Source organism: Yersinia sp. KBS0713 (assembly GCF_005937895.2).
Taxonomy (GTDB): Bacteria; Pseudomonadota; Gammaproteobacteria; order Enterobacterales; family Enterobacteriaceae; genus Yersinia; species Yersinia bercovieri.
Window position 1 is genome coordinate 2,650,718 of the sequence record NZ_CP042173.1, and the last position, 13,803, is coordinate 2,664,520.

The following is a 13,803-nucleotide window of genomic DNA, read 5'->3' on the forward strand; positions in this document are numbered from 1 at the left end:
GATTGGAGCAAAGCGAGATGGCGAAAATTTTAGTACTTTACTACTCCATGTATGGACATATCGAGACACTTGCCGGTGCAATAGCCGAAGGTGCAAAGAAAGTCAGCGGCGTTGAAGTGACGATAAAGCGCGTGCCAGAAACCATGCCTGCCGAGGCTTTCGCCAATGCGGGCGGTAAAACGGGCCAACCCGCGCCGGTGGCCACACCACAAGAGTTAGCCGATTACGACGGTATCATTTTTGGTACACCAACCCGCTTTGGTAATATGGCCGGACAGATGCGCACCTTCCTCGATCAAACCGGCGGCTTATGGGCATCTGGTGCGCTATACGGCAAGGTCGCCAGCGTATTCTCCTCAACCGGTACCGGTGGCGGGCAAGAACATACCATTACCTCAACCTGGACCACGCTGGCACATCACGGTTTTATCATTGTCCCTATCGGTTATGGTGCTAAAGAGTTATTTGATGTTTCGCAGACTCGCGGTGGCACCCCCTATGGCGCTACCACTATTGCCGGTGGTGATGGCTCCCGTCAACCTAGCGCTGAAGAGCTGGCGATTGCCCGTTTCCAGGGTGAGCATGTGGCGAAAATTACGGCCAAGCTGAAGAGCTAAAGGTCATAAAAAAGCACCGTGTGAAAACGGTGCTCAAGGTTATTGATAAAGCCGCCTGAGCGGAGAGAACAAGCAGATCGTAAAAACGCCGTAAAATCATCCCTGATGGCTCGAGCCGCGCCATCCCTGGCGCGGACGCTTTACTCTTCTACCGCTCCTCACCGTTATCGATCGAGTCGTCGGTGTTTGAAATTAAGTGACGAGCATATTTAGGCTTCGAGCAGAGCTTGGGCCAGATAGTGATTGGCATCCGCCACACCCGGTAACGTGAAGAAATATCCGCCGCCAATGGGCTTAATGTACTCTTCCAACGCCTCACCGTTCAGCCGTTTTTGTACCGTCAGAAAGGCTTTTTCTAAATCAGATTGGTAGCAGACAAATAGTAACCCCATATCTAATTGCCCCGAATTGGAGACACCGAGCGAGTAGCTGTAGCCACGGCGCAGCATCAGGTTACTCTGGGTGGCTATGGTTCGTGGATTGGCCAGACGAATATGTGAGTCCAGGTTAATCACTTTGCCATCGGGATCTTTGCTGAAATCCGGCTCATCGTGCTCATGCACCATGCCCAGCGGCGCGCCACTGTGCTTATCACGACCAAAAATGGTTTGCTGTTCCTGCAATGGGGTGCGATCCCAAAACTCCACTTTAAAGCGGATAATTCGTGTCGCCTGATAACTTCCGCCGACAGCCCATGCCGGTTCGCCAGCCCCCTCCTGTACCCAAACCACTTGATTGATCAAGGGGTTATCACTGGTTTTTGGGTTCGCGGTGCCATCTTTAAAACCCAACAAGTTGATAGGCGTCTCTTTGCCTTTACTGCGAGCCGCATGGGCTGAGATAAAGCCCTCGCGCTTCCAGCGAACACTGAGAAGATCCGGTGAGTGCTTAATGATATCGCGCAGTGCATGGATCACGGTTTCATTGGTATTGGCGCAAATTTGCAGTAATAGATCACCATGACAGAGAGCCGCATCCAGGGAATCATTCGGGAAACGTGTCATTCTCTGCAACCGCAATGGTTTTTGCCCCTGCAAACCAAAGCGCGGGTCAAACAGTGAATCACCGACGGAAACCGTGATCGTCAGGTTATCCGGGTAGATTTCTGGCCCCATAATACCCGAGTCCAGCGGCGGCAATTTGGCATTGACTGATGGCGCATCTCCGCCGGTGGTCAAAAAGGCGATGCGCTCGGTCAGCAGTTTGAACAAGCGGGTCAATGCGGCTTTATCCGCTGCCAGCACATCAAATGCCACCAGCATCATTGCCGCCTGTTGTGGGGTTAATATGCCGGATTGATGCTGACCGTAAAAGGGCTGTTTCTGCCAACGTTCATCCTGGGCAGACGATACCTCAGGGGCTGGGCAATCCGCCGCACGAGCAACTTTTGCCCCACCGAGCGCCAGTGCGCCACTCATCACCCCCATACCCAGCAGTAGGCGCCGACGGGACGGCAAGGCCGCCCCGCTATTTTGCTGATACGATCCCTGTTGTGGGCCGGTTTTCTGACTCATGCTCAATGCCTCAATCCAGACCTAATACACCACGCAACTGAGCAAGATCTTCCGCCAGCGCCGTAATTGGCCCTTTCATCGCATTACGATCGGCATCGGTTAACTTCTCGTAGGACTCATAGCCCTCTTTAGTGCGGTATTTAGCCAATACGCTATCCACTGTTTTGAAGTTGGCATCGATTTTTTGCAGCAGCGGCTTATCGGCTTTTTCCAGCAGTGGCCGCAGCAGATTGACAATTTTCTGTGCGCCATCAACGTTGGCCTGGAAATCCCACAAATCAGTGCGGCTGTAACGATCCTCTTCACCGCTGATTTTACTGGCCGCAACTTCTTCAATTAAGCCCGCGGCCCCGCCAACCACTTTATTCGGCGCAAATGTCAGGCCGGTAATACGTTTTTGCAGCTCCAGGGTATCCAGATAGAGTTGGTCGGCAAATTTATCTGCACCTTTGGTGGTATTGTCGCCAAACAGGATTTTTTCTAAACGGTGGAAACCGGTAAATTTCGGATCAGCGGCTTTCTGCTCAAAGTCATCCTCACGGGCATCGATACTGCCATCTAGATCAGAGAACAGTTCCGCAATCGGCTCAATGCGCTCGTAATGCTGGCGCGTCGGCGCGTACAATTTACGGGCCAGGGCCAGATCCCCTTTTTTCACCGCATCGGTAAAGGCTTTCGTTTGAGTGACTAACTGGGCAACCTCTTGTGTGACATAAACTTTATATTCAGCGATCGGCCCAACCAATGCCATGGCATCCGGTTTCACTGCTGTTTCAGCACCAGCCGCCGTGACGGTCAACTTACCTTTCGGGTTGCTCAGCAAACCGCAGGTCATATCATATTCACCCGGTTCCAGATTAGCGGTCATCTTTTGGGTAAAACCAGGGGCGATATTTTCACGCTCCTCAACCACCATGACACCTTTGAGGATCTCCCACTCCAGACCTTTCTGGCTGACATTATGGACAATAAACTGAGTTTTACCGGCGGGAATAGTCAGCGCCATTGGTTCGCACTGCTTATCATTAACCGTGATTTTAACTTGTGGAATATCAGCAGCTTGCGCGTTGATAGCCACAGCAGGCAGTGCCAGTAGAGCGGCGTGCAAAGCAGTGCGACGGAAGAACCGGTTAGACATGTGATAAATCCCTAAATGATTAGTTAGCTTTCCGCACAGCAGGTACGGTTGAGGCCGCCGTGGTGCGTGGTGGAAGGAAAAAGAGGATTAATGCCGGAATCAGATAGATAAAGTAGACTGCCACTTCACTGACTGTTGGCGCTTCTTGGTAGCCGAACATGCCTTCGAGGAAGGTGCCGAGCAGTGAGTGGGTCGAGAGCACATTGGTCAGATCAAACGCAATAGCTTGGAAATGGTTCCACAGACCCGCTTCATGGAAAGCTCTTATCGCGCCCGCGGCAAGCCCTGCGGCAACAAATAGAATAAACAGGCTGGTCCATTTGAAGAATTTCGCCAGATGCAACTTAATGCCGCCCCAGTAGATAGCCATACCGACCAGAATGGCGCAGGTCAGCCCCAATATTGCGCCGATGGGTGCGCCCATACCGACATCCTGCTGGAAAGCCGCCAGTAAGAAGAACACCGATTCAAGCCCTTCACGGGCCACGGCAAAAAACACCATTGCCACCAAGGCCCAGCCCTGACTACGACCAGAGTTTAGCGCGCTATCGATAGCACCTTCCAAATGCGTTTTCACCGACTTGGATACTTTGCGCATCCAGAAAACCATATAGGTTAATATGCAAACTGCCACCACCGCGATGACCCCTTCAAACAGCTCTTGCTGCTTTTGTGGGAACTCACCGGTGGTTTCATTAATAAAGATGCCGATAGCCAGGCAGAGCGCCGCCGCTGTTATCACGCCAATCCAAACTGCCCCCATCCATTGACCGCGTTGAGTACGTTTAAGATAGCTGGCGATCAAGCTAACAATCAGCGCGGCCTCCAGCCCTTCACGAAACATAATAAGAAATGGGACGAACATGCCAGAACCCCTGCGGTAGGTATGGGTATAGCTCGATGATGACAAGTAATGTCAATTGGCGTAAAGAAAAGTAAAACTTAAAACGATAGTGATTATCATTCTGTTAAAAAGAAATTCAATAGACGCCGTAAGAATATTGTTAATCAAAGTGTGGCAAATTGTTTCTAAGTGGTTAGATAACAAATAAATTCATCAAGATAGCCATTCATATCACCATCAAAGGCACACAGGATTTTCTGTAAAAAAAAAAGCCCCCGGTAAAAACAGGGGGCCGATGTAAGTAGAGCCAACGTGGTGATTAAACGGTTTTGAACTCAGCTTCAGCATGGTGGAAACGTTCGGTAATCGCATTGCTTGGTGTTTTACCCATCAAGCTCACGACAACAATGGCGATACTGGCAAACACGAAACCTGGGATAATTTCGTACAAGCCCAGCCAGGCGTACTGTTTCCAGACGATAACGGTGATAGCACCAATCAGCATCCCCGCCAACGCGCCATTACGGGTCATGCGTGGCCAAGTCACCGAGATGAGCACCACTGGGCCAAATGCAGCGCCAAAGCCCGCCCATGCATAACTCACCAAACCAAGAACCCGGTTATCGGGGTCCGCTGCCAGCGCAATGGCAATTAATGCCACTAGCAACACCATGGCACGACCTACCCAAACTAACTCTTTCTGGCTAGCTTTTTTACGCAGGAAGGCTTTATACAGATCTTCTGTCAGCGCGCTGGAGCACACTAGCAGTTGGCAGCTTAAGGTACTCATTACCGCCGCCAGGATCGCGGAGAGCAAAATACCGGCAATCCATGGATTGAACAGCAGTTTGGCTAACTCAATGAATACCCGCTCACCATTTTGGCTGACGTTCCCCGCGTGTTCCGGGTGGTTTTCAAAGTAAGCAATACCAAAGAAGCCCACCGCGATAGTCCCTGCCAGACAGAGGATCATCCAGGTCATACTGATGCGGCGTGCGCTACGAATAGTCCGATGGGAGTCTGCCGCCATGAAACGCGCCAGAATATGTGGTTGACCGAAATAGCCTAAACCCCAGCCCAATAATGAGAGAATCGCAACCAGGTTTAGTCCTTTGAACATATCAATATTGGCTGGATTTTTCGCCGCGATAACCATCATTGATGTATCGATACCACCCACAGCCAGAATAACGATAATCGGCGTTAATATCAGGGCGAAAATCATCAGTGTTGCCTGCACGGTGTCGGTCCAACTGACCGCCAGGAAACCACCAATAAAGGTATAAGCGATAGTGGCAGCAGCACCGGCCCACAATGCAGTGCTGTAACTCATATCAAAGGTACTTTCGAACAGACGTGCACCGGCAACAATGCCTGAAGCGCAATAGATGGTAAAGAAGACCAGAATAACCACGGCTGATATCACCCGTAGCAATTTACTTTTATCTTCAAAGCGGCTGGTGAAATAATCCGGCAGTGTCAGCGCATTATTATTGGCTTCGGTATGCACCCGCAAACGTCCTGCAACCAACTTCCAGTTAAGGTAAGCACCAATCGTCAAACCAATGGCTATCCAGCTTTCCGAGATACCCGACAGGAAAATGGCACCCGGCAGCCCCATTAATAGCCAGCCACTCATATCGGAGGCACCGGCAGAGAGTGCAGTCACCACACTGCCTAAACTTCGTCCGCCCAGAATGTAATCATCAAAGTTATTGGTTGCCCGGTAGGCCATAAGGCCAATCAATATCATCCCAAAAATGTAAACTAAAAAAGTCACCAACATTGGTGTATTCATGGTCATGCAACGTCTCCATAGTGCGTATTATCGTTTTAATATGTCCCGCTATTTTTAGTTCTTCTCTCTGAGTGCGGCGTCATGTTTATCTCTGGCGGTCGGAACGTGACACTCAGTTGCACCAGGGACGAACGATTAACCTCAGATAAATTATCAGTACAACTATTTGCTAGCAAACCGCTATCTTGCGATGGTTATCCTAGTGGAGGACTTTCTCCACCCACAACAATTTAAACAATTTATTTACAAAAAATTCACGCCACATCACATTAATCCCTGTCTGGAGTGACACCTTCCATAACAAAATGAGTCACACCTTAGGTAAACACCCCACAAACCCTATTATTATTAGGGTTAGTCACCATGCTACGTAATATTCTCGTCATCGCCCCTGCTGATTAATTGTTAAAAACCGGACTAATTTCACAGTTCATTCACGAACCTGATTTAACACGGTTGCACAAAGTTGCAACATGATTGATATTGTCTGAAATAAAATGATAACTCCCCTTATAAAAGGAGCCTGGCAGCATGGCTAGTACCACAATGGGTGTGAAACTCGATGAAGCAACACGCGACCGTATCAAGGCCGCAGCACAACATATTGACCGCACACCCCACTGGCTGATTAAGCAAGCCATTTTTAACTATTTAGAGCGGCTGGAGAGTGGCAGTGAATTACCTGAGCTACCAACCACCCATGCCCCCCCTCAATCCGAAGCGGACGACATTATGCCGCAAGTCGCTGACAGCGCCCACCAGCCATTTTTAGATTTTGCCGAGCAGGTGTTGCCACAATCAGTGGCCCGCGCCGCCATCACTGCCGCTTACCGCCGCCCGGAAACAGAAGCTATCCCCATGCTACTGGCGCAAGCACGTTTGCCCGCTGATTTAGCGCAAGCGACACATTCACTCGCCTACTCCATTGCCGAGAAGCTACGTAATCAAAAAAGTGCGAATGGCCGCGCAGGTATCGTGCAAGGTTTGCTTCAGGAGTTCTCCCTCTCTTCGCAAGAGGGCGTGGCATTGATGTGCCTGGCGGAAGCGCTGCTGCGTATTCCCGACAAACCTACCCGTGACGCGCTGATCCGCGATAAAATCAGCAACGGCAACTGGCACTCCCATCTGGGCCGCAGCCCATCTATGTTTGTCAATGCCGCCACCTGGGGCCTGCTATTTACCGGGCATCTGGTCTCTACCCATAATGAAGTCAAACTCTCCGGTGCATTGAACCGCATTATCGGCAAAGGTGGCGAACCCCTGATCCGCAAAGGCGTGGATATGGCGATGCGCCTGATGGGTGAGCAATTCGTCACCGGTGAAACCATTGCCGAAGCATTGGCCAATGCCCGTAAGCTGGAAGATAAAGGGTTCCGCTACTCTTACGATATGTTGGGGGAAGCCGCACTGACTGAAGCTGACGCGCAGGCCTATCTGCTCTCCTACCAGCAGGCGATCCACGCCATTGGTAAAGCGTCGAATGGACGCGGAATTTATGAAGGGCCGGGGATCTCAATCAAACTTTCCGCCCTGCATCCCCGCTATAGCCGTGCTCAATACCAGCGAGTGATGGATGAGCTTTACCCGCGATTACTGTCGCTCACCCTGCAAGCCCGCCAGTATGACATCGGGATCAACATTGATGCAGAAGAGGCCGATCGTCTGGAAATTTCACTCGATCTGCTGGAAAAACTCTGCTTTGAGCCAAAACTTGCCGGTTGGAATGGTATCGGCTTCGTGATCCAGGCTTACCAGAAGCGCTGCCCGGCAACTATTGATGCTGTGATAGATATGGCTCAGCGTAGCCGCCGCCGGCTGATGATTCGTCTGGTCAAAGGGGCTTATTGGGACAGCGAAATTAAGCGCGCCCAAGTGGAGGGCTTAGAGGGTTATCCGGTCTATACCCGCAAAGTGTATACCGATGTCTCCTATCTGGCCTGCGCCCGCAAATTACTGGCGGTGCCTAGCCTGATTTACCCTCAATTTGCAACCCATAACGCCCATACCTTAGCGGCGATTTACCATCTCGCAGGGCAGAATTACTACCCCGGCCAGTATGAGTTCCAATGCCTGCATGGCATGGGTGAACCGCTGTATGAGCAAGTGGTGGGGAGAGTCGCCGACGGCAAACTGAACCGCCCATGCCGTATTTATGCACCGGTAGGCACTCATGAAACCCTACTCGCCTATCTGGTGCGCCGCCTGTTAGAAAACGGGGCGAATACTTCATTTGTGAACCGCATTGCGGACGCCACACTGCCGCTGGATGAGCTGGTCGCAGACCCGGTCAGTGCCGTAGAGGCTATTGCGGCAACTGAAGGTCAGCTCGGTTTACCGCATCCACGCATTCCATTGCCGCGTGAGTTGTACGGCAAACAGAGGGCCAATTCCAGCGGGTTAGATCTGGCCAACGAACATCGCCTGGCCTCACTCTCCAGCGCCCTGCTCACCAGTGCCAGCCAGGTGTGGCGGGCAGAACCTATCATTGATGCCGAGCTAGATAGTGGCGTTGAGCTTGATAACAGCGCATTGCAGCCAGTGATCAATCCGGCGGAACCGATGGATATCGTCGGTTACGTACGCGAAGCCACGGAGGCTGAGGTCAGCCGCGCCCTGGATGCTGCCGCCAGTGCGGGTGCTATCTGGTTTGCCACACCACCGGCTGAGCGCGCCGCAATCCTGGTGCGTGCCGCCGAGTTGATGGAAGCTCAGATGCAAACCCTGATGGGGATACTGGTTCGCGAGGCGGGTAAAACCTTCAGTAATGCCATTGCCGAAGTGCGCGAGGCCGTTGATTTCCTCCACTATTACGCCGGACTGGTGCGAGATAATTTCGCCAATGACAGCCATCGCCCACTAGGCCCGGTGGTCTGTATCAGCCCGTGGAACTTCCCGCTGGCTATCTTTACCGGTCAAGTCGCCGCTGCACTGGCCGCCGGTAACAGTGTGCTAGCGAAACCAGCAGAACAGACGCCGCTGATTGCCGCGCAGGCGGTGCGTATCTTGTTGGAAGCCGGCACTCCTCGCGGTGTGTTGCAACTGTTACCGGGCCAGGGTGATAGTGTCGGGGCAGCACTGGTAAATGATGACCGCGTGCGCGGCGTGATGTTTACCGGCTCCACTGAAGTGGCGGCCATTTTGCAACGCAGCATTGCAGGCCGACTCGACCCGCAAGGTCGTCCAACGCCACTGGTTGCCGAAACCGGGGGCCTCAATGCCATGATCGTCGACTCATCAGCACTCACCGAACAGGTGGTGACGGATGTGGTGGCCTCCGCCTTCGACAGTGCCGGGCAACGCTGCTCTGCCCTGCGTATTCTCTGTGTTCAGGATGATGTTGCTGAGCATACGTTACAGATGTTACGTGGCGCGATGGCTGAATGCCGCATGGGCAATCCAGAGCGCCTCTCTACCGATATCGGGCCGGTGATTGATGCCGACGCTAAAGCCGGTATTGAGCGCCATATTCAAGCAATGCGCGCCAAAGGGCGTAAGGTTTACCAAGCGGCGCGCGCCAACACGCAGGATGAGCAAGAGTGGCAACGCGGCACCTTTATCAAGCCGACACTGATCGAGCTGGAGAGCTTTGATGAGCTGCAAAAAGAGATCTTCGGGCCGGTGCTGCATGTCGTGCGCTTCCAGCGCCAGAACCTCAGCACGCTAATCGATCAAATAAATGCATCGGGTTATGGTTTAACTTTAGGTATTCATACCCGTATTGATGAAACCATTGCCCATGTCACTGAAAAAGCCAAAGTGGGCAACCTCTACGTTAACCGCAATATGGTCGGGGCCGTAGTGGGTGTCCAACCTTTCGGTGGTGAGGGGCTATCCGGAACCGGGCCGAAAGCCGGCGGGCCACTCTACTTATATCGTCTGCTGTCCCATCGGCCAGAAGATGCGGTGATTAACACACTGGCGCAGCAGGATAGTGAGTCGGCACCCAATATCGCTGGCCGTGAAACATTGCAAACTGCCCATCAGGCACTGATCAAGTGGATGGGCGAACAGCAGCGGGGTGAGTTGCGCTCGTTGGCACAGCGCTATGGCGAACTGGCGCAAGGGGGCACTGTCCGCTTGCTACCAGGGCCGACCGGTGAACGCAACACCTATGCCCTGCTCCCCCGTGAGCGTGTTCTCTGCCTGGCGGATAATGAAGCGGATACACTGCTGCAACTGGCTGCCGTATTGGCCGTCGGCAGTGAGGTTTTATGGTCGGAAAATGGCGTACAAAAAGATCTGTTGCGCAAATTACCTGCGGTAGTGCAAGCGCGCATTACCCTCACCGACAATTGGCAAACGGCGAATATCACCTTTGATGCCGCCATCTACCATGGCGATGCCGATCAGCTACGCACGGTCTGCGAGCAGATCGCGCAAATCAATGGGCCGATTGTCTCGGTGCAAGGCTTTGCCCGTGGTGAAACGAATATCTTGCTCGAGCGCCTGTTAATTGAGCACTCCCTCAGTGTCAATACCGCAGCGGCGGGCGGTAATGCCAGTCTGATGACTATCGGCTAGTTTTGCAGATTAGCGGTTTGGCAAATTCGCGTTGCAATCATCCACCCTCAGGCCCCTCTCGGGGCCTCTATTTTTACCTCACCAATAGCATGGTTTGTGGCTCACTCTTCGAGATGGCTCGCATCACATAATGCAAAACCGCAACAAAACCATTTTCTTCTGGCAGCATCCCGCACCCTTCACTTGACATCCTTGCGCTCTTGGTTGCCATTAACCCATTATTAATTCAAGCAAATGACTGAGATGTTTACGGCCCTAGCTTTCTTCTGAGTGAAGATATTGTGTACAACAACCTACAGAGGTGATTATTATATTCATGGCTGATAAGAAAATTGTCGATGAGCTTCATAAAATTGCTAATCGGCGCGGTAATGGTCAATTACGTCGTGAGATATGGGCTGACCAGTACGGTGTTGTTACCCGCTATAATTTAGCCTATATCAACCATCGATTATCGCGGGGTGATAATGGCCGGGTAATCGGTTATGACAATGCCCATGGTTTCCATCATCGTCACTACCTAGGCGGGATTGAAGCGGTTGATTTTATCAGTTTTGAACAGATAGAGGATTGCTTTCAAAAGGATTGGACTTCACTAAGGAGAAGTTAATGGACAAGCTATTCATCAAAACAGCAACGGAAGATGAGTTTTTCAAGCGAGGCAAAAAACTCGCGACCTTGGCTGATGCAAGGAAAGCATTACCCGAGGAGCACACAATTACCTTCGAAGACCCGTTGGAGATGGTGCGGGTATTAAGTGCTGCACGTATCCTGTTGCTGCGGACAGTAAAGATGTATCCCGGTTCTATCACCTCCCTTTCAGCACGGCTAAAAAGAGATCGCAGTGCAGTTACCCGCGATGTGGCTATTTTGAAAAAAGCCGGATTGGTCACCGTTGAACAAAAAGTATTGCCCGGTCATGGGCGGATGAAAGAAGTTAAAACCACCGCCCACCGCCTTAAACTCGAGGCATTCCTGTAAGGCGGACGGATAAAACGGGGGCAATAGACAGCCCCCTTATTTCACTTTGCTTATCTCACTAATATCTAAACAAATTAGTGATTATTCAAAAACTTATCGAGGAACTGTCGAGTCCGATCATGTTGCGGATGGGCAAACAACTCTTTTGCCGGTCCTTGTTCAACAATCCGTCCGTGATCCATAAAAATCGCCCTGTCTGCCACATCGCGGGCAAAACTCATTTCATGGGTCACGATAACCATGGTGCGTTTTTCCTCTGCCAGTGCGCGGATCGTATTTAAGACCTCACCGACCAGTTCCGGATCCAACGCAGAGGTCGGCTCATCAAACAAAATAACCTGTGGTTGCATCGCCAACGCCCGCGCTATCGCAACCCGTTGTTGCTGCCCACCAGATAAGCGCCGTGGGTAAGCATCTTCCTTGCCGCTCAAGCCCACTTTTGCCAGCAACTCACGAGCGCGTTTCTCCGCCACAGCCCGTTTTTCACCTTTGACAAAAACCGGCCCTTCAATAATGTTCTCCAGCACCGAACGATGCGGAAACAAATTGAAGCTCTGAAAAACGAACCCGACTTGCTGGCGTAGCGCACGTACCTGACGCTGCTGCTTGCTAATAGGTATGCTGCCATCAATCTCAATATCACCGACACGAATCATCCCCGAATCGGGGATCTCCAGCAGGTTAATACTACGCAATAAGGTGGTCTTGCCGGAGCCGCTCGGGCCGATGATCGCGACCACTTCACCGCTATTGACCTCAAGATCGATACCGTGCAGCACCTGTTGACCTTTAAACTGTTTGGTCAGTTTTTTAACGTCGATGGCACTCATGGCTACTCCTGATCCTGACGATTAACGTGGGCTTCCAACCGATTTTGTAGCGCTGACAGCAGCGTCGCCATAATCCAGTAAATCAATGATGCCGCCAGATACATAGTGAAAACTTCTAATGTGCGGGAGGTTACCAATTGCGCCTGACGGAAAAGTTCGGGAACTTGAATCGTCGCTGCCAGAGACGTGTCCTTAACCAAACCGATGAAGCTGTTACCTAGTGGCGGCAAAGCCGTGCGCCCGGCCTGTGGCAATATTACCCGATAAAGTGTCTGCCAGCGTGTCATCCCAATACTGGCTGCGGCTTCCCACTGCCCTTTCTCAATCGATGAGATAGCCGCGCGCAATGTTTCTGACGTATAAGCTGCGGTGTTAAGTGATAGACCGATCAAGGCCGCAGGCATTGGGTCTAGCTCAATACCAAACTGTGGCAAACCGTAATAGATCATAAACAGTTGGGCGATTAATGGGGTGCCACGAAAAATCGAGACATAAAAACGCGATAGGAGTGAAAACGGCAAGAAGCTTGATAACCGCATCATTGCCAACATAAAACCTAGCGCCAGGCCAAAAAACATCCCCCCCAGACTCAATTGGAGGGTAAACCAGGCACCTTTCAATAAAAATGGTGCTGAATCCAGCACCAATTGAATACTTTCATGCATTATTTAGTTACATCCGCACCAAAATACTTCTCAGAGATCTTGGCCAATGTACCGTCTTTTTGCATCTCAGCGATGGCCTGATTGATTGCTGCTAATAATTCAGGGTTATCCTTACGTAGCGCGACTCCAGACTCCTGACGAGCAAACGCCGGGCCTGCAACCGCCAGTGTATTGTTGGTTTTCTTCACCAAATCCAGAGCCGCCAAACGGTCAACCAGGATGGCATCGGTACGGCCAACACGCAGATCCTGATATTTTGTTGGGTCATCATCATAAGTGCGAATATCAACGCCTTTCAGGTTTTCGCGTAACCACTGCTCGTAGTTACTACCCAACCCGACACCCACTTTTTTGCCTTCCAAATCTTCAGGTTTGGTGAAGTTGCCTTCGTTGCCTTTTTTGGTCAACACCTGAATACCGGAAACCGTGTAAGGGGTTGAGAAATCATATTTTTTCTTACGTTCGTCTGAAATGGTGACCTGATTGATCGCCACATCAATTCGCTTAGACTCCAGTGAAGCCAGCATACCATCCCATTTTGTCGGAGTGATCTTTGCTTTAATGCCCATATGCTCAGCCAGAGCATTGGCAAAATCCACTTCGAAGCCGGTGAGTTTGCCATCTTCACCCTGGAAGCTGAATGGCGGGTAAGTGCCCTCTAGCCCAACAATCAGGGTGCCTCGCTCCTTAACCTGATTCAGCAGATCACCCGCCGCGTAAGACTTCACATTCAAACCTGTTGCCAGTGCCACCGCAACCATACCCAGAACGACTCGACGACGCACAATTGAAAAACCCATAAATACCCCGACTGTTATGTTTATTTTTGATATTCAACACTTTATCAGTGCTACTAATGAAATAAAGGAATATAAACTAATAACCATAGTTACAA

General features: G+C 51.3%; 11 protein-coding genes. 4 read left to right on the plus strand and 7 right to left on the minus strand.

The features are described 5' to 3' along the window. Positions 1 to 17: 17 nt before the first annotated feature. Positions 18 to 617: an NAD(P)H:quinone oxidoreductase gene (gene wrbA, locus FFE93_RS12730; RefSeq protein ID WP_032898149.1), complete on the plus strand. Its 600-nt coding sequence runs from the start codon at positions 18 to 20 to the stop codon at positions 615 to 617. A gap of 209 nt (positions 618 to 826) precedes the next feature. On the opposite strand, the gene efeB is transcribed toward wrbA, so the two are convergent. The 4 genes from efeB to putP form a co-directional block, all read right to left on the minus strand. Then, the gene (efeB, locus tag FFE93_RS12735) at positions 827 to 2,131 is read right to left on the minus strand and encodes an iron uptake transporter deferrochelatase/peroxidase subunit (protein ID WP_138775321.1); all 1,305 of its coding nucleotides are present in this window, start codon (positions 2,129 to 2,131) and stop codon (positions 827 to 829) included. A 10-nt stretch (positions 2,132 to 2,141) separates the two neighbouring features. Further along, entirely contained in the window at positions 2,142 to 3,269 is a 1,128-nt protein-coding gene (efeO, locus tag FFE93_RS12740) for an iron uptake system protein EfeO (protein WP_049599008.1), read from the minus strand. Positions 3,270 to 3,288: 19 nt separating this feature from the next. Further along, positions 3,289 to 4,134 carry an iron uptake transporter permease EfeU gene (gene efeU / locus FFE93_RS12745; RefSeq protein ID WP_138775322.1) on the minus strand — a complete coding sequence of 282 codons (846 nt, stop codon included), beginning with the start codon at positions 4,132 to 4,134 and terminating at the stop codon, positions 3,289 to 3,291. A gap of 298 nt (positions 4,135 to 4,432) precedes the next feature. Further along, entirely contained in the window at positions 4,433 to 5,917 is a 1,485-nt protein-coding gene (gene putP, locus FFE93_RS12750; RefSeq protein ID WP_005275586.1) for a sodium/proline symporter PutP, read from the minus strand. Positions 5,918 to 6,442: 525 nt separating this feature from the next. On the opposite strand from putP, the gene putA reads away from it, so the two are divergent. The 3 genes from putA to FFE93_RS12765 all read left to right on the plus strand — a co-directional run bounded on the left by putA (position 6,443) and on the right by FFE93_RS12765 (position 11,413). Continuing rightward, on the plus strand, positions 6,443 to 10,432 hold the full coding sequence (gene putA / locus FFE93_RS12755; RefSeq protein ID WP_099460456.1) for a trifunctional transcriptional regulator/proline dehydrogenase/L-glutamate gamma-semialdehyde dehydrogenase: 3,990 nt from the start codon (positions 6,443 to 6,445) through the stop codon (positions 10,430 to 10,432). Between the two features lie 316 nt (positions 10,433 to 10,748). Continuing rightward, complete coding sequence (locus FFE93_RS12760; RefSeq protein ID WP_032898153.1) at positions 10,749 to 11,042, plus strand: DUF6516 family protein; 294 nt, start codon at positions 10,749 to 10,751, stop codon at positions 11,040 to 11,042. Further along, positions 11,042 to 11,413, plus strand: coding sequence for a MarR family transcriptional regulator (locus FFE93_RS12765; protein WP_049599017.1), 372 nt, complete (start codon positions 11,042 to 11,044; stop codon positions 11,411 to 11,413). Before FFE93_RS12760 ends, FFE93_RS12765 begins: the two co-directional genes overlap by 1 nt. Positions 11,414 to 11,487: 74 nt before the next feature. Here the strand turns inward: FFE93_RS12765 and tcyN are convergent, their stop codons facing one another. From tcyN to tcyJ, 3 genes are read right to left on the minus strand one after another with little or no spacing between them, the layout of a single operon-like run. Next, entirely contained in the window at positions 11,488 to 12,243 is a 756-nt protein-coding gene (tcyN, locus tag FFE93_RS12770) for an L-cystine ABC transporter ATP-binding protein TcyN (protein WP_005275595.1), read from the minus strand. A 2-nt stretch (positions 12,244 to 12,245) separates the two neighbouring features. Then, positions 12,246 to 12,908 carry a cystine ABC transporter permease gene (gene tcyL, locus FFE93_RS12775; RefSeq protein ID WP_032815174.1) on the minus strand — a complete coding sequence of 221 codons (663 nt, stop codon included), beginning with the start codon at positions 12,906 to 12,908 and terminating at the stop codon, positions 12,246 to 12,248. Beyond that, positions 12,908 to 13,708 carry a cystine ABC transporter substrate-binding protein gene (gene tcyJ, locus FFE93_RS12780; protein WP_032898154.1) on the minus strand — a complete coding sequence of 267 codons (801 nt, stop codon included), beginning with the start codon at positions 13,706 to 13,708 and terminating at the stop codon, positions 12,908 to 12,910. The genes tcyL and tcyJ overlap by 1 nt, the downstream gene beginning before the upstream one ends. Positions 13,709 to 13,803: the final 95 nt, after the last annotated feature.

Bases quoted from the DNA above. Each gene is read 5' to 3' on its own strand.
- efeU (WP_138775322.1), bottom strand. From the start codon at position 4,134: ATGTTCGTCCCATTTCTTATTATGTTTCGTGAAGGGCTGGAGGCCGCG.
- tcyL (WP_032815174.1), bottom strand. From the start codon at position 12,908: ATGCATGAAAGTATTCAATTGGTGCTGGATTCAGCACCATTTTTATTG.
- wrbA (WP_032898149.1), top strand. From the start codon at position 18: ATGGCGAAAATTTTAGTACTTTACTACTCCATGTATGGACATATCGAG.
- putA (WP_099460456.1), top strand. From the start codon at position 6,443: ATGGCTAGTACCACAATGGGTGTGAAACTCGATGAAGCAACACGCGAC.
- FFE93_RS12760 (WP_032898153.1), top strand. From the start codon at position 10,749: ATGGCTGATAAGAAAATTGTCGATGAGCTTCATAAAATTGCTAATCGG.
- efeO (WP_049599008.1), bottom strand. From the start codon at position 3,269: ATGTCTAACCGGTTCTTCCGTCGCACTGCTTTGCACGCCGCTCTACTG.
- efeB (WP_138775321.1), bottom strand. From the start codon at position 2,131: ATGAGTCAGAAAACCGGCCCACAACAGGGATCGTATCAGCAAAATAGC.
- putP (WP_005275586.1), bottom strand. From the start codon at position 5,917: ATGACCATGAATACACCAATGTTGGTGACTTTTTTAGTTTACATTTTT.
- tcyN (WP_005275595.1), bottom strand. From the start codon at position 12,243: ATGAGTGCCATCGACGTTAAAAAACTGACCAAACAGTTTAAAGGTCAA.
- tcyJ (WP_032898154.1), bottom strand. From the start codon at position 13,708: ATGGGTTTTTCAATTGTGCGTCGTCGAGTCGTTCTGGGTATGGTTGCG.
- FFE93_RS12765 (WP_049599017.1), top strand. From the start codon at position 11,042: ATGGACAAGCTATTCATCAAAACAGCAACGGAAGATGAGTTTTTCAAG.